Consider the following 14,487-nt stretch of genomic DNA (forward strand, 5'->3'; position numbering starts at 1 on the left):
ATGGAAGCGGCCCTTCGCATCCTCGGCGACGGCCTGTCGATCGCCGCCCTGGCGATCATCGCCTCCACGGCCCAGACCGCCTGGAAGCGGATCCCGGACGGGACGCGGATCCCGATGCAGTGGGGAGCGGACGGCAAGCCGACCTGGCGGGTGTCCAAGGCCGTCGGCCTGCTGGCCATCCCGATCCTGGCGATCGTCATCCTGCTGTCGTTCACCCTGACCCAGCTGACCTTCACGGCCGAAGGCGTCGGCGCGGTGATCGTGCTGTGCGTGCGCTCGATCCTGGCCGCCGCCCTGGCGCTGAGCCAGCTGGTCCATCTGCGCAAGGTGATGGAGACCCTGCGCGACGACGGCGACTCCTAGGGTCGGGAGGCGATTTGCGGCGATCGACCCCGGTCGGGCCAACACCTGCGTTTCAATCGACACGAAACCGCGCTAAACGCCCCGCGACCTTGTGTTTCTCCACCGGAGAAACACGCTGCGACTTTGTGTTTCTCGGAAGGACCCCCTCATGGCTGGCAAGCCCGTGAAGAAGGTCGTGCTCGCCTATTCGGGCGGCCTCGACACCTCGATCATCCTCAAGTGGCTGCAGACCGAGTACGGGGCGGAGGTCGTCACCTTCACCGCCGACCTGGGCCAGGGCGAAGAGATCGAGCCGGCGCGGGCCAAGGCCCTGGCCGCCGGCGTCAAGCCGGAGAACATCTTCATCGAGGACGTGCGCGAGGAGTTCGTGCGCGACTTCGTGTTCCCGATGTTCCGGGCCAACACCGTCTATGAGGGCCAGTACCTGCTGGGCACCTCGATCGCTCGTCCGCTGATCGCCAAGAAGCAGATCGAGATCGCCCGCAAGACCGGCGCCGACGCCGTCAGCCACGGCGCCACCGGCAAGGGCAACGACCAGGTCCGCTTCGAGCTGGGCTATTACGGCCTGGAGCCGGACATCCACGTGATCGCCCCGTGGCGCGAATGGGACTTCAAGTCCCGCGAGGCCCTGCTGGACTTCGCCGAGAAGCACCAGATCCAGATCGCCAAGGACAAGCGCGGCGAAGCCCCGTTCAGCGTCGACGCCAACCTGCTGCACTCCAGCTCGGAAGGTAAGGTCCTGGAAGACCCGGCCGTCGAGGCCCCCGAGTTCGTGCACATGCGCACGATCGCGCCGGAAGACGCCCCCGACAAGGCGACGGTCATCACCATCGACTTCGAGAAGGGCGACCCGGTCGCCATCGACGGCGTGGCCATGAGCCCGGCCACCCTCCTGACCAAGCTGAACGAACTGGGCCGCGACAACGGGATCGGCCGCCTGGACCTGGTCGAGAACCGCTTCGTCGGCATGAAGTCGCGCGGCGTCTACGAGACCCCGGGCGGCACCATCCTGCTGGCCGCCCACCGCGGCATCGAGTCGATCACGCTGGACCGCGGCGCCATGCACCTGAAGGACGAGCTGATGCCGAAATATGCGTCGCTCGTTTACAACGGCTTCTGGTTCTCGCCCGAGCGCGAGATGCTGCAGGCCGCCATCGACTACAGCCAGGCCAAGGTCTCGGGTCAGGTGCGGGTCAAGCTCTACAAGGGCAACGTCGCCGTCATCGGCCGCACCAGCCCCTACAGCCTCTACGACCAGGACCTGGTCACCTTCGAGGAGGGCAAGGTCGCCTACGACCACCGCGACGCCGGCGGCTTCATCAAGCTCAACGCCCTGCGCCTGCGCGTGCTGGCCAAGCGCGACAAGCGCGACGCCTAGGCTTTACGGTCCTTCGACACGAGAAAGCCCCGCCGGCGACAGCGGGGCTTTTTTGTTTGGACCGGCTTTTGATCCAGGTCAGGCGTCAGCAGGCGCCGTTCCCGGCCCTACTTCCGCTTTCGAGTGGCCGCGGGCGCCGCTCGGGTTTGGGGCGTCGTCTCAGGCAGTCGCGGGAAAACCGAGAAATCCGGCAGCGGATGCGCCTGAAGTTCGGCGTCGTTCCCGATCGGCAGGATGGAGGCCTTCGACCCATCGAACGCCGGCCAGGCCGGCAGCCCGTCGCCCGTCGGGCCGCCCGTTCGCGCGAACTGGACCACGGTGTCGGCCAGCCGGTCCGCCAGCCGCCGATCCTCCGCGGCCCAGGACCGCGGGTCCACGGCGAGATTGTCGAACATGTACTGGACGTCGACGCCGTGGCCGGCGCCGCAGCCCCAGGAACAGGGCGTCGGCGGTTCCGCCGGGCGATGCGCAAAGTAGTAGACGTACGATCTGGAGCGCCCGTATTTCGCCTGCAGGGCGGCCCAATACTCCATGCGCCAGCCCCACCAGTCGTTGGTCAGTTGGTTGATGGCGGCGGCGGCCTCCGTATCGGTCGGGCCGGGATAGGCGGCCAGCAATCGATCGGACGGCGCATAGCCCAGGAGCTTGGCCATCTGGTCGCGGCGCCCGGCGGCGGTGGATGCGCTGGGGTCGAGGTAGAACCCGATCAGGTCCTTGCCCTCCTCGGCGGTCCATCCCACCAGCAGGGGCACGTCGTTCTGGCCGCCATCGCGATAGGTGGTGGTCAGGTCCGAGCGCAGCAGGCGCCCGTCGACATAGACGCGCGGCAGCCAGGCTTGCTTCTGCAGGTCCTCGACGCTCAGCTTGCGCAGGTCCGCCAGACGTTCCGCCCCGACGGCCTTGGCGAAGGCTAGGCCCTTTGCTTCGGCGGTGGAGTTCCGATCGAAGCGGTGATCGTCCTCGGGGTTGATCGGCATCGCATCGTTTCCGCTCGCGGCGATGGCCCGCTGAAACAGGCCCTTCGCCAAAGGAGACGCGACCAGCACAGCGACCGATTCACCTCCCGAGGATTCGCCCATGATCGTCACGCGGTCGGGATCGCCGCCGAAGGCCGCGATGTTCGTCCTCACCCAGCGCAGGGCCGCGATCTGGTCGAGAATGCCCTGGTTTCCGGACACGTGCTCCGGCGACTCGGCGCTCAATTCGGGAGACGCATAGAACCCGAATATGCCGAGACGGTAGCTGAGGGTGACCACGATGGCCCCGCGCCTGGCCAGATTGGCGCCGTTCTGCACGGGCACGGCGGCGGCGCCGCTGTCCATGGCGCCGCCGTGGATCCACACGATGACCGGCAGTTTCTCGGCCTTGGCCGGCGCCCACACGTTCAAATACAGGCAGTCTTCGCTCTTGGGGTTTGGAACCCAGGTCGCCGTCTGGGCGCAGGCCGGGGCGAAATCCCGCGTCGGCCTTTGGCCCTCCCACGCGACGACGGGTTGCGGCGGCCGCCAGCGGAGGTCGCCCAGGGGCGGCGCCGCGAACGGGATCCCGAAATATTCATTGAGGCCGCCGTTCTGCGATCCCACGATCGCGCCTCCGGTCACCTTCACGGGCTGGGTCGCCGGCAAGGCGTAGCTGGCGTGAGAAAAGAACAGGCTCAAGAGGCCGGCGACAGCGGTCCTCATCCCCAAACGCTTCACGATTTCCCCCTGCGGCGTCTTCCGGCCCCGTCATCGACCGGCTTGTTTTTGTTCGCGAGATTCCATCGCAAACAGACGGCCCATAACATGCCGACCGAGATATCCGTCTTCGATTTCACTGACGGCCGCATCAGCTGAATTGGCCGGCCGGTTTCCGAGGCCGGCGACCCTCGCGCCCTGACACCAGGCGTCGATCCGTTTTCGCGGCCCGGATCAGGGCGGTGTTCCGTTTGTCAGGCCGTCGCCGGCCCGGCCGTCGGCTGCACCAGGCTGGGCGCCAGGTTCACGCCGGTCTTGTTGTAGATCACCCAGCCGATCAGCCGGAACGCCGCGTCCAGCAGCTGCTGGGCCAGGACCAGGGTCATGAACTTGGTGAACTGCAGGGTCTGGTTGAAGGCCAGCTGCTGGTTGCGCATGATCATGTCGGCCGCCTCGGCCGGGATCTGGTGGTTGGCCAGGGCCACCCGCGTCTGCATGGTCGCCTCGGCCAGGCTGCGCAGGTAGCCGGCCACCACCGACTTGTTGGCGTTCCACCACTGGGTGGACACCCCGCCCAGTTCGTCCTCCAGCGCCGAGACCAGGTCGTCCACGTTGTCGATGTCCAGGCTCGCGAAGTCGACCATCGGTTCCCGCCCTCTAGTTCTTCATGGCGCCGACGGCCTTGGCCGCCTGGTCGCAGCTGATCATCATGGCCGTGGTGGCGCCGGTTCCCGGAACCAGGCCGTAGGTCCTGTGCAGCGTCGCCAGGCCCGAGACCTGGGCGCTGCAGCCCTTGATGAAGCCGACGGTGGCGCCGCGCGCGTCCTCGGCCCGCCTGCCGGCCACGGGCGCCGAGGCGGCGCGTACGGCGACCACGGCCAGGGCGCCCTGGATGGTGGCGTAGGTGTCGACCGCGCCCGGATAGGTCGCCTTGTCCTGGTAGAGCCCCATCTCGGCCTGGGCCGCCAACTTGGCCACGCTCTCGTAGGCGGCGGTGGTCTTCTGGTCGAGGGTCGCGTCATAGGGCGGCGCGAACAGCGCGCAGGCGCTCAGGATCAGGGCCAGGCCGGCGACGCCGGAGGCGCGGATCACGGAAACGATGGTCATGCGGCGCCTCCCCCAAGGCCAATCACGGGTGGTGATCGCGCCGGACTCAAGCAGTCGCTCATCGGGCCTCGCCCGGCCGATAGGTCCGCTCGACATGGCCGTTCAGCTGGTCCGGATAGAAATAGACCGCCCGCAGGTCGCCCTTGGCGTAGCGCTGGGCCTGGTCGGCGAAATGCCGGGAGGCCGGGTCGCCGCTCTCGCCGCCGGCCGACACCGCCAGGGCCTTCACCCTCGGCCCGAACTCGACCACGGCCACGAAGCTGTTGCCGCCGGTCCCGTAGTACTTCTTCGTGCCCGGATAGCGCTTGGCCCCGAACGAGGCCAGCGAGCCCCACTGGCCCGAGGTGAACGGCACGGGGATCGAGGGCTTGCGGTCGTCGAAGGTCTGGACGATGGCGCCGTCGTTGCGCTGGAAGCGGTTGATCTGACCCCAGGGCGTGCGCCAGTCGCCGAAGTCGGCCGCCAGGCGGTCCGAGGCCTCGGCCAGGGCCGCCAGCTTCTGGGCCGGCGTCGTGCGCTCGGCCATGTACTTGTAGACCGACACGCCCTGGGTCCTGGCTTCGGCCGCCGACTTCGCCCACAGAGCCTCGCCCCAGAACACCGCTAGCGAGGTCTCGGTCGAGCCTTCCGACCACTTCAGGTCCCAGGCCTTCAGCGCCGCCATCTGGGCCGCGAGCCGGGCCTTGACCGGATCGTGGTCGGGCGTCGCGTCATAGGCCTTGGAAAGCGTCGGGATCAGGTCGGCGAAGGCGGTCAGGTAGGGGTCGTAGGCCGCTTCGACCAGGGTCGGCGGGCTGAAGTCCTTGCGGGCGCTCAGCACCCGCGTGGCGTGGACCCCGCGCGGCGTCTCGCCGACGCTGTCCATGTAGCGCGGATAGTCGGCCTGTTTGGGGCTGTAGGGGCCGGCCGCCGAATAGGGCCAGTTGTTGGTGTTCATCAGCCAGCCGTTGGGCGGGTTCTTCAGGTGGGGCGCCTCGGACAGGGCGTGCAGGCCGTTCCAGTCGGTGGCCGGGTCCGAGCCGTCGACCGGTTTGGTGTAGTCGAAGCGGTCGTCGCGGCGCGGGATGAACTGTGGATGCAGATAGGCCACCTCGCCCTTGTCGTCGGCGAACAGGGTGTTGTTCGAGGAATTGGCCTTCAGCTCGGCCACCTTCAGGAAGCTTTCGTAGTCGATGGCCTTGGTGCGCAGGAACGACTGCTCCAGGGCCTCGACCGGCCGGTACATCATCGCGAAGGCGATCCATTTGTCGCCCGCCGCCCGAACGATCGGACCGTGATGGGTGCGATAGACGGTGAAGGTTCTGTGGGCCAGCGACCCGTCGGCGGCCTTGTAGGCGACCTCGACGGTCGAGGTCGTCACCGGCCGCGCCTCGGCCCCGTACCGGTAGAACAGCTTGCCGTCCTTGCGGACGATGGTCTCGGCGAACTCGTCGACCACGTCGACCGTGCTGGAGGTGTGCATCCAGCCGGCGCGGGCGTTGAAGCCCTGATAGACGAAGAACTGTCCCCAGGTCGCCGCGCCATAGGCGTTCAGCCCCGCGTCGCTGGTCATCTGCAGCTCGGAGCGGAAGAAGAACGAGGTGTGCGGGTTGATCAGCAGCAGGGCGTGGCCGTCCCTGGTGTTGGACGGGGCGATGGCGAAGCCGTTCGATCCGGTGGGCTCGCGGAACGCGACGCCTTGCGCGAACTCCCGGGCCCGGACCTCGGCCGAGGCCTGCCGTTGCGGCTGGCCGTAGAACGCCTCCAGCTCGCCCAGCGAGATCCGCTCGACGTCGCCGCCGATGCTGCCCTCGGTGAAGCTCAGCGCCATCCACGGCTCGAACCGGGTGATGACCTTCGGCTTCACGGCCGGATGGGTCGCCAGGTAGAAGTTCAGCCCGTCGGCCCAGGCGTCCATCAGCGCCTTCAGCCAGGCGGGGCTCTGGGCGTAGCGGGCCTTCAGGTCGGCGGGATCGACGAACAGCTTCATCCGCAGGTCCTGCCAGACGGCCTTCTCGCCTTCGGCTTCCGCCGTGCGGCCCAGGGCCGTCAGGTAGTTGGCCTCGACCCGGTTGAAGTCGTCCTCGGCCTGGGCGTAGACCATGCCGAACACCGCGTCGGCGTCGCTCTTGCCGTGCACATGGGCGATCCCCCAGTCGTCACGGACGATCTGGACCCTGGCCGCGACGGCGCGCTGGCGAGCCAGGTCGGCGGCGGGCGAGGCCGCCAGGGCGGGCGCCGACAGCGCCGCGCAGGCCGCCGACAGCAGCAACAGATTTCCGATATGCAAGACGCGCCCTCCCGATTCACGGGACCGGACCGTCGGGCGCCGCCCTGCCGTTGTCCAGGCCCGGACGGGGCGTCAGTCTTCCGCGACAGGGCGAGCCGCCAGCCAGAGGCAGATCAGGCCCCCGGCTGCGATGACCGGCAGCAGGGCCAGCAGCACCTGGTTGGACGAGCGCCCGGCGCCGATCAGGGCGGCGGCCAGCAGCGGGCCTGCGGCCGAGCCGAGTCGTCCCATGACCACGGCGGCGCCGACGCCCGTGCCGCGCAGGCGGGCGGGATAGAAGCCCGGCGCCAGGCCGTAGACCGTGGACTGCACGCCGGAGACGGTGGCCCCCAAGGCCGCGCCGACCGCCAGATAGACCAGCAGCGAGGCCGGCGCGCCGGCCGCCGCCGCCACCGAGGCCGCCGAGGCGCCGAACACGCCCAGGATGGTCAGGGTCCGCCGCCGGCGGTTGTCCATCAGCCAGCCGGTGGCGATGCTGCCGGCCGCGCCCGCCAGGTTGAAGGCCATCTGCACCAGGCCGGCGTCGGGCCGGCTCAGGCCCCGGCCGATCAGCAGCGACGGCAGCCAGCTGAGCAGCAGGTACATGATCAGCAGGGCCAGGAAGAAGGCGGTCCACAGCAGCAGGGTGGTTAAGGCCCGCCCTTCGCCGGCGATCGCCTCGACGAAACCCGATTTCCGACCGTCGGCCGCGCTCGGGGCCTTCGGCGGGTTGGGCAGCAGCGGGATGGCCAGCAGCAGGGCCAGCAGCGGTCCCACGCCGCCGACGTGGAAGATCATCCGCCAGTCCGACGGCTCGGCCCCGGCCAGGCTGACCAGGGCGGCCACGGCCCCACCGCAGGGCATGCCGGCATAGAGAAAGCCGACGGCCCGGCTGCGCAGCTTGGGCGTGACGCTTTCGGCCACGATGGCGATCAGGTTGGGCAGGGCCCCGCCCAGGCCGACGCCGGTGAGAAAGCGGGCCAGCAGCAAGCTCTTGAGATCCGTGGCCAGGCCCGTGGCGATCGACAGCAAGCCGAACGCGGCCACCGAGACCAGCAGGGTGACCTTGCGGCCGAAGCGATCGGAAAGCCGGCCGCCCATGGCGGCGCCCGCCATCAGGCCAAAGGTGCTGACGCTGAAGAACCAGCCCAGGTCCTCGGGCTTGAGGCCCAGATCCGGCGCCAGGCGCGGCGCGGCGACCCCGGCGGCCTGCAGGTCGAAACCCTCGAACAGGGCTAGGAGGCAGCAGAGGGCGACGGCGATCAGGCCGCCGCGCTGCGGGCTTGCGGTGGGGTCGCCGTGGCGCATGGGTTCTCCTGGGGTTTCCTCGACGTCGAACGTTTTCGTTCGATCTGTTGATTGGCGTCAGCCCAACTTGGACATGACCTCGGCGGCTTCGGTGAAGGCGGTGTTGGCGGCCGGCACGCCGGCATAGATGGCGATCTGCATCAGCACCTCCTTCAGCTCGTCCTCGGTGAAACCGCCCTGTTCGAGGCCGGCGCGGACATGCAGGCGGAACTCCTCCCAGCGGGCCAGGCTGGCGCAGATCGCCAGCACCAGCAGGCGGCGGGTGCGGTGGTCGAGGCCGGGGCGTCCCCAGATCTCGTTCCAGGCGTAGCGGGTAATCATCGCCTGGTAGTCGGCAGTGAACGGCGTGCGGCCGGCCAGCGACTTGTCGACCCAGGCGTCGCCCAGGACCTTGCGGCGGGTGATCAGACCGGCCTCGAACAGCGTGTCCTGGGCCTCGCGGACGGCGGTTCCATGCTGGACCTCGGCCAGGAAGGCGCGCACCGCCCCGGCGAAGGCGATCGGGGCTTCCAGGCTGGGCAGGTGGGCGCCTTCGACCACGGCGTGGCGGGCGCCGGGGACGGCGGCGACGATCCGCTCGCCGTGCCCCTCGAAGGGGGTCGCGGCGTCCAGGGTTCCGGTGATCACCAGGGTCGGGACGCGGATGGCGGGCAGGCGCTCCAGCAACGCCATGTCGCGGATGGCCGCGCCGCAGCCGCAGTAGCCGTCGGGGTTCTGGGCCAGGATGCCGGCCCGGACGGTCTCGACGATCTCGGGGCGCCGCGCGCGGAAGCCGTCGGAGAAGAAGCGACCCAGCACCATCTCGACGATGGCGGCCAGGCCCTCGGCCCGGATCAGGGCCAGGCGCTGGTCCCAGACCGCCGGATCCATGGCTGGGGAGGTGCAGGCCAGCACCAGCGCCTCGATCCGCCCGGGCGCCTTCGTGGCCAGTTCCATGGCGATCATGCCGCCCAGCGATGTGCCGCAGAGGCTGGCCTTGGCGATCCCCGCCGCGTCCATGACCGCCAGCACGTCGTCGGCCAGCAGGTCCAGGCTGTAGTCGCCCGCCGGCGCGTCCGAGGCGCCGTGGCCGCGCGTGTCCAGCCGAAGCACGCGGAAATCGGGCGTCAGGTGCGGGACGGCCAGGTCGTAGAGGGAAAGGTCCAGGCCGATCGAGTTCAGCAGCACCAGGACCGGCTTGTCGGCGGCGCCGTCCAGCCGCCAGTAGATGCGGGCGCCGTGCGAGATGGCGAAGGGCATCAGCGATCCTTCTTTCGGTGTTCGGCGAGCGCGCGGGCGACCAGCGTTTCGGCCTCGCCGAGGTCGGTTCCGACCTCGGCGGCGGTCAGGTTGGCGGCCATGCGGTCCGCATCGACCTCCAGCCCCTCGACGACCGGCGCCATGGCGCAAAGGGCGCCGTGGGCCAGCTGGAACAGGTCGGCCAGCACCGGCCCCTCGGCCTGCCAGCCGCCCAGGCCGCGCTCGTGCTGCTGGAAGGCTAGGGCGGAGACGGCGGTCGCGGCCAGGTGCGGCGCACGCACCGCGGCGGACAGGGCGACCTGACAGGCGGTGGGATTGCGCTTGTGGGCCATCGCCGACGAACCGCCGCGGCCCGTCACGCGCGGCTCGAACGCCTCGGCGACCTCGGCCTGGGCCAGCAGGGCGATGTCGCCGGCGATCTTGCCGACCGCCCCGACCAGGATGGCCAGGCTGGAGGCCAGGCCGGCGACGCCGTCGCGCTGGGCGTGCCAGGGCGTCCCGCTGGCGGGCAGGTCCAGAAGCGCCGCCATGCGCTCGGCGACCGCCTGTCCCTGGCCGTCCAGGCCGGCCAGCGTCCCGGCCGCGCCGCCCAGCTGCAGGCGGATCGCGGCGGCCTGCTCGGCCTCGAAGCGCGCGAGGGCGGCGTCCAGGCCCCGCAGCCAGCCGGCGACCTTCAGGCCGAAGGTGATCGGCAGGGCGGGCTGCAGCAGGGTGCGGCCCAGCATCGGCGTCGCCGCGTGGCGTTCGGCCAGGATCGCCAGGGCGTCGGACAGCCGCGCGCCCTCGGCCCGGACCAGCCCCGAGCCGGCCTTGGCCTGCAGCATCAGGGCGGTGTCGGCCAGGTCCTGGCTGGTCGCGCCCTTGTGCAGCCATGGCGCGACATCGGAGGGCAGCCGGCCGCGCAGGGCGTTCACCAGCGGGATGGCCAGGGTTCCGGCGTGGGCCGCCTCTTGGGCCAGCGTCTCGACGTCCAGCGGCCGCGCGCAGGCCTCGGCGATGGCGTCGGCCGCCGTCGCCGGGATCAGGCCGACCTCGGCCTGGGCGCGGGCCAGGGCGGTCTCGAAGTCCAGGGCCGCGCGCAGCAGGGCCTCGTCGCCGAAGGCCGCCAGCATGGCGGGGGGCGAGGCGGGAAGATCGCGCAGCAGGGACAAACGGAAACCTTTCGATCAGACGTCGAAGAAGACGGTTTCCCGCTCGCCTTGCAAGATGATGTCGAAACGCCAGGCGTCATTCCGCCCCTTGCGGGCGACCAGGGTGTCGCGGCGCTCGGCCGGCACGAGGGCCAGGATCGGGTCGGCGTCGTTCTCGGCCGCGTCCTCGAAATAGATGCGCGTGGCCAGGCGCTTGATCAGGCCGCGGCCGAACACGCCGACGGCGATGTGCGGCGCCTGCAGGCGGTTGCCGGGACCTGGGACGGGACCGGGCCGCACGGTCCTGAAGCGGTAGAGGCCGTTCTCGTCGGTGGCCGCGCGGCCGAAGCCGATGAAGCCCTCGTCGAGCGGGACGTCCGGGCGATCGTCGTCGGGGCTGGCGTAGCGGCCGGCCGCGTTGGCCTGCCAGATCTCGATCATGGCGTCGGGCACGGGCTTGCCTTCGGCGTCGTAGACCACGCCCTCCAGGACGATCGTCTCGCCGCCGACCGCGCCACGCGGCGGCGACCGGTTCAGCACGTAGTGCTCTTCCGGGAAGAGCTCCGGCCGCGCGCCCATGTCGGACTGCCCCACGAGGTCGGCGCCGCCCTTCCAGGGAAGGCCGTAATGGAAGAACGGGCCGACGGTCTGGGACGGGGTCTGGCCGAACAGGGCCGGGTCCTGGTTGTCCAGGCGGGGGGCGGGGTTGACCGGATCAGTCGTCATGGTCGTCCTCGCCATGTTCGGTGTCTGGGGGCGTCGCCTCGCGGCCGCGAAGCACGACGTCGAACAGATAGCCCAGCGCCCAGTTGGGCTGGGTCGTGGCGAGGTCGAACCGCGAGACCATGCGCTGGCGGAACGGCGTCGGCACGGCGTTGGCGATCGGGTCGATCTCGATCAGCGGGTCGTCGGGAAAATACATCTGGGTGACGAGGCGGGTGGCGAAGGCCGGGCCCAGCAGCGACAGGTGGATGTGCGAGGGCCGCCAGGCGTTGTGGTGGTTGCCCCACGGATAGGCGCCGGGGCGGACGGTCACGTAGCGATAGCGACCCTCGGCGTCGGTGACGACCCGGCCCGCGCCGGTGAAGTTCGGATCCAGCGGGGCGTCCCACTGGTCCTTCTTGTGGATGTAGCGGCCGGCGGCGTTGGCCTGCCAGATCTCCATCACCGTGTTGGGGACCGGACGGCCGTTCTCGTCCAGCACGCGGCCCGAGACGATGATCCTCTGGCCCTGGGGCGTTCCCTTGTGCTGGGTCGTCAGGTCGGCAAGGGCGCCGCCCATCAGGCTGTCCCAGCAGCCGGCCGGACCGGTGGTCTCGGTCAGGGTGTGCGGGATCTCGACCAGCGGCTGGCGCGGCGAGCGGGCCACGGTCGAGGCGTAGCCCGGGTGCAGCGACGGCGGTTGGCCGGCGTCCTCGCGGGCATAGGGCAGGATCAGGGACATCAGACGCTCCTAGACGCGCTCGAAGGCCAGGGCCGCGCCCTGACCGACGCCGATGCAGAGGGTGGCCAGGCCGCGCCGGCCGCCGGTCGCTTCCAGCTGGCGCAGGGCGGTCAGCACCAGCCGCGCGCCCGAGGCGCCGAGCGGATGGCCCAGGGCGATGGCGCCGCCGTTCGGGTTCACGTGCGCGCCGTCGTCGGGCAGGCCCAGCTGGCGCAGCACGGCCAGGCCCTGGGCGGCGAAGGCCTCGTTCAGCTCGACGGTGTCGAAGTCGCCGATCGAGAGGCCGGTCCTGGCCAGCAGCTTGCGGACGGCGGGGACCGGACCGATTCCCATCACGCGCGGCGCCACCCCGGCCGCGGCGTAGCCGGTGATGCGGGCGCGGGGCGTCAGGCCGTGGCGCTTCACGGCGTCCTCGGAAGCGATGACCAGGGCCACGGCGCCGTCGTTGACGCCCGAGGCGTTGCCGGCCGTCACCGTGCCGCCCTCGCGGACGATGGGCTTCAGCTTGGCCAGGGCCTCCAGCGTGGTCTCGCGCGGGTGCTCGTCGCGATCGACGATCGTGGGGCCGGCCTTGCCGGGGATCTCGACAGGGGTGATCTCGCCGGCCAGGAAGCCCGAGGCCTGGGCCGCCGCCGCCCGCCGCTGGCTGCGCAGGGCGAAGGCGTCCTGGTCTTCGCGGTTCACGCCATAGTCGGCGGCGACGTTCTCGGCGGTCTCCGGCATCGAGTCGACGCCATAGGCCTTGCGCATGGCCGGATTGATGAGGCGCCAGCCGATCGTGGTGTCGAAGATCTCGGCGTTGCGCGAGAAGGCGCTGTCGGCCTTGCCCATCACGAACGGGGCGCGGCTCATGCTCTCGGCGCCGCCGGCGACGACCAGGTCGTTGTGGCCCGACAGGATGGCGCGGGCCGCGTAGCCGACGGCCTCCAGGCCGGAGGCGCAGAGGCGGTTGACGGTGACGCCCGGAACCTCGACCGGCCAGCCGGCCAGCAGCAGGGCCATGCGGGCGACGTTACGATTGTCCTCGCCGGCCTGGTTGGCGCCGCCCAGCACCACCTCGTCGATCGCCGCGAGATCGAGCCCCGGGTTGCGGGCCGCCAGGGCCTTCAGCGGGATCGCCGCCAGATCGTCGGCCCGGACCTTGGCCAGCGCGCCGCCGTAGCGGCCGAAGGGGGTGCGGATTCCGTCACAGATATAGGCGGTGGTCATTGGAAGGCTCCCGGATCGAAGGCGGCGCGGGTCTTGGCGCGGACCTCATCCAAACGAACGTTTGGAGCCAGTTCAATGAGTTTCAGGCTCTTCTCACCCTTGGGGCCGCGCCGCTCCAGGTCGAAGACGCAGAGATCGGTGATCACCAGGTCGACGCAGCCTTGGCCGGTCAGGGGCAGGGCGCAGCGCTCCAGGATCTTGCTCTCGCCGGCCTTGTTGGCGTGGTCCATGACCACGATCACCCGCTTGACGCCGGCCACCAGGTCCATGGCCCCGCCCATGCCCTTCACCATCTTGCCGGGAATGGTCCAGTTGGCGATGTCGCCGTTCTGGGCCACCTCCATGGCGCCCAGCACCGTCAGGTCGATATGGCCGCCTCGGATCATCGCGAAGCTCTGGGCGCTGTCGAAGAAGCTGGAGGTCGGCAGCTTGGTGATCGTCTGCTTGCCGGCGTTGATCAGGTCGGGATCGGCCTCGCCCTCGTAGGGGAAGGGGCCCATGCCCAGCATGCCGTTCTCGCTCTGCAGGGTGACATGCACGCCGTCGGGAATGTGATTGGCCACCAGGGTCGGGATGCCGATGCCCAGGTTCACGTAGAAGCCGTCCTGCAGCTCGCGGGCGGCGCGGGCCGCCATCTCGTCGCGGGTCCAGGCCATTATGCTTGCTCCTGAGCCGCTTCACGCGGGCGGGTGGTCAGCTTCTCGATGCGCTTCTCGTTGATCGTCGAGCGGATGATGCGGTCGACATAGATGCCCGGCGTGTGGATCGTGTTGGCGTCCAGCTCGCCCGCCTCGACGATCTCCTCGACCTCGACGATGGTCACCTTGCCGGCCGTGGCCATCACCGGGTTGAAGTTGCGGGCCGTCATCCGGAACATCAGGTTGCCCTCCGGATCGGCCTTCCAGGCCTTGATGATCGCCAGGTCGGCGCGCAGCCAGGTCTCGCGGACATAGTCCTCGCCCTCGAACGCCTCGACCGGCTTGCCCTGCGCCACCACCGTGCCGACGCCGGTCTTGGTGTAGAAGGCCGGGATGCCGGCGCCGCCGGCCCGGATGCGCTCGGCCAGGGTGCCCTGCGGGTTCAGCTCCAGCTCCAGTTCGCCCGACAGGTAGAGCTGCTCGAACAGCTTGTTCTCGCCCACGTACGAGCTGATCATCTTCCGGATCTGGCCGTTGTTGAGCAGCATCCACAGGCCGAAGCCGTCGGCCCCGCAGTTGTTGCTGATCACGGTCAGGTTCTTCACCCCGGTGTCCTTCAGGGCCGGGATCAGGGTCTCGGGATTGCCCGACAGGCCGAAGCCGCCCGACATCAGGGTCATGCCGTCGAAGGCCACGCCTTCCAGGGCGGCCGCGGCGGACGGGTAGATCTTGGACTTCATGGGCGGA

At 70.0% G+C, this 14,487-nt stretch carries 14 protein-coding genes; 2 read left to right on the forward strand and 12 right to left on the reverse strand.

The window, feature by feature from the left end:
• Positions 1 to 363, forward strand: a complete 363-nt coding sequence (locus tag BM066_RS08585; protein WP_089926319.1) for a DUF1648 domain-containing protein — start codon at positions 1 to 3, stop codon at positions 361 to 363.
• A gap of 148 nt (positions 364 to 511) precedes the next feature.
• Complete coding sequence (locus BM066_RS08590; RefSeq protein WP_089926322.1) at positions 512 to 1,741, forward strand: argininosuccinate synthase; 1,230 nt, start codon at positions 512 to 514, stop codon at positions 1,739 to 1,741.
• A gap of 107 nt (positions 1,742 to 1,848) precedes the next feature.
• On the opposite strand, the gene BM066_RS08595 is transcribed toward BM066_RS08590, so the two are convergent.
• The 12 genes from BM066_RS08595 to BM066_RS08650 all read right to left on the reverse strand — a co-directional run bounded on the left by BM066_RS08595 (position 1,849) and on the right by BM066_RS08650 (position 14,480).
• Positions 1,849 to 3,423: a carboxylesterase/lipase family protein gene (locus tag BM066_RS08595; RefSeq protein ID WP_089926325.1), complete on the reverse strand. Its 1,575-nt coding sequence runs from the start codon at positions 3,421 to 3,423 to the stop codon at positions 1,849 to 1,851.
• 248 nt (positions 3,424 to 3,671) lie between these two features.
• Entirely contained in the window at positions 3,672 to 4,061 is a 390-nt protein-coding gene (locus tag BM066_RS08600) for a hypothetical protein (protein ID WP_089926328.1), read from the reverse strand.
• A 13-nt stretch (positions 4,062 to 4,074) separates the two neighbouring features.
• Complete coding sequence (locus BM066_RS08605; RefSeq protein WP_089926331.1) at positions 4,075 to 4,524, reverse strand: hypothetical protein; 450 nt, start codon at positions 4,522 to 4,524, stop codon at positions 4,075 to 4,077.
• Between the two features lie 58 nt (positions 4,525 to 4,582).
• Positions 4,583 to 6,793 carry a penicillin acylase family protein gene (locus BM066_RS08610; RefSeq protein ID WP_255367528.1) on the reverse strand — a complete coding sequence of 737 codons (2,211 nt, stop codon included), beginning with the start codon at positions 6,791 to 6,793 and terminating at the stop codon, positions 4,583 to 4,585.
• 72 nt (positions 6,794 to 6,865) lie between these two features.
• Positions 6,866 to 8,080, reverse strand: a complete 1,215-nt coding sequence (gene mhpT, locus BM066_RS08615; RefSeq protein WP_089926334.1) for a 3-(3-hydroxy-phenyl)propionate transporter MhpT — start codon at positions 8,078 to 8,080, stop codon at positions 6,866 to 6,868.
• 57 nt (positions 8,081 to 8,137) lie between these two features.
• On the reverse strand, positions 8,138 to 9,319 hold the full coding sequence (gene pcaD / locus BM066_RS08620; protein ID WP_089926337.1) for a bifunctional 3-oxoadipate enol-lactonase/4-carboxymuconolactone decarboxylase PcaDC: 1,182 nt from the start codon (positions 9,317 to 9,319) through the stop codon (positions 8,138 to 8,140).
• Positions 9,319 to 10,470, reverse strand: coding sequence for a 3-carboxy-cis,cis-muconate cycloisomerase (gene pcaB, locus BM066_RS08625; protein ID WP_255367529.1), 1,152 nt, complete (start codon positions 10,468 to 10,470; stop codon positions 9,319 to 9,321). The genes pcaD and pcaB overlap by 1 nt, the downstream gene beginning before the upstream one ends.
• A 15-nt stretch (positions 10,471 to 10,485) precedes the next feature.
• Entirely contained in the window at positions 10,486 to 11,175 is a 690-nt protein-coding gene (pcaG, locus tag BM066_RS08630; RefSeq protein ID WP_089926340.1) for a protocatechuate 3,4-dioxygenase subunit alpha, read from the reverse strand.
• Positions 11,165 to 11,893 carry a protocatechuate 3,4-dioxygenase subunit beta gene (gene pcaH, locus BM066_RS08635; protein ID WP_369823239.1) on the reverse strand — a complete coding sequence of 243 codons (729 nt, stop codon included), beginning with the start codon at positions 11,891 to 11,893 and terminating at the stop codon, positions 11,165 to 11,167. Before pcaH ends, pcaG begins: the two co-directional genes overlap by 11 nt.
• A 9-nt stretch (positions 11,894 to 11,902) precedes the next feature.
• Positions 11,903 to 13,102, reverse strand: a complete 1,200-nt coding sequence (pcaF, locus tag BM066_RS08640; RefSeq protein WP_089926344.1) for a 3-oxoadipyl-CoA thiolase — start codon at positions 13,100 to 13,102, stop codon at positions 11,903 to 11,905.
• A complete protein-coding gene (locus BM066_RS08645; protein WP_089926347.1) occupies positions 13,099 to 13,758 on the reverse strand; it encodes a CoA transferase subunit B in 660 nt (219 codons plus the stop codon). Before BM066_RS08645 ends, pcaF begins: the two co-directional genes overlap by 4 nt.
• Positions 13,758 to 14,480, reverse strand: a complete 723-nt coding sequence (locus tag BM066_RS08650) for a CoA transferase subunit A (RefSeq protein WP_089926349.1) — start codon at positions 14,478 to 14,480, stop codon at positions 13,758 to 13,760. The genes BM066_RS08645 and BM066_RS08650 overlap by 1 nt, the downstream gene beginning before the upstream one ends.
• Positions 14,481 to 14,487 lie beyond the last annotated feature (7 nt).

Origin of the sequence: Caulobacter sp. UNC279MFTsu5.1, from assembly GCF_900114015.1 — a bacterium.
GTDB lineage: Bacteria > Pseudomonadota > Alphaproteobacteria > Caulobacterales > Caulobacteraceae > Caulobacter.

What these genes read in the sequence shown, in the direction of transcription:
- BM066_RS08585 (WP_089926319.1), top strand. Translation starts at nt 1, where the DNA reads ATGGAAGCGGCCCTTCGCATCCTCGGCGACGGCCTGTCGATCGCCGCC.
- BM066_RS08590 (WP_089926322.1), top strand. Translation starts at nt 512, where the DNA reads ATGGCTGGCAAGCCCGTGAAGAAGGTCGTGCTCGCCTATTCGGGCGGC.
- BM066_RS08595 (WP_089926325.1), bottom strand. Translation starts at nt 3,423, where the DNA reads ATGAGGACCGCTGTCGCCGGCCTCTTGAGCCTGTTCTTTTCTCACGCC.
- BM066_RS08600 (WP_089926328.1), bottom strand. Translation starts at nt 4,061, where the DNA reads ATGGTCGACTTCGCGAGCCTGGACATCGACAACGTGGACGACCTGGTC.
- BM066_RS08605 (WP_089926331.1), bottom strand. Translation starts at nt 4,524, where the DNA reads ATGACCATCGTTTCCGTGATCCGCGCCTCCGGCGTCGCCGGCCTGGCC.
- mhpT (WP_089926334.1), bottom strand. Translation starts at nt 8,080, where the DNA reads ATGCGCCACGGCGACCCCACCGCAAGCCCGCAGCGCGGCGGCCTGATC.
- pcaD (WP_089926337.1), bottom strand. Translation starts at nt 9,319, where the DNA reads ATGCCCTTCGCCATCTCGCACGGCGCCCGCATCTACTGGCGGCTGGAC.
- pcaG (WP_089926340.1), bottom strand. Translation starts at nt 11,175, where the DNA reads ATGACGACTGATCCGGTCAACCCCGCCCCCCGCCTGGACAACCAGGAC.
- pcaH (WP_369823239.1), bottom strand. Translation starts at nt 11,893, where the DNA reads ATGTCCCTGATCCTGCCCTATGCCCGCGAGGACGCCGGCCAACCGCCG.
- pcaF (WP_089926344.1), bottom strand. Translation starts at nt 13,102, where the DNA reads ATGACCACCGCCTATATCTGTGACGGAATCCGCACCCCCTTCGGCCGC.
- BM066_RS08645 (WP_089926347.1), bottom strand. Translation starts at nt 13,758, where the DNA reads ATGGCCTGGACCCGCGACGAGATGGCGGCCCGCGCCGCCCGCGAGCTG.
- BM066_RS08650 (WP_089926349.1), bottom strand. Translation starts at nt 14,480, where the DNA reads ATGAAGTCCAAGATCTACCCGTCCGCCGCGGCCGCCCTGGAAGGCGTG.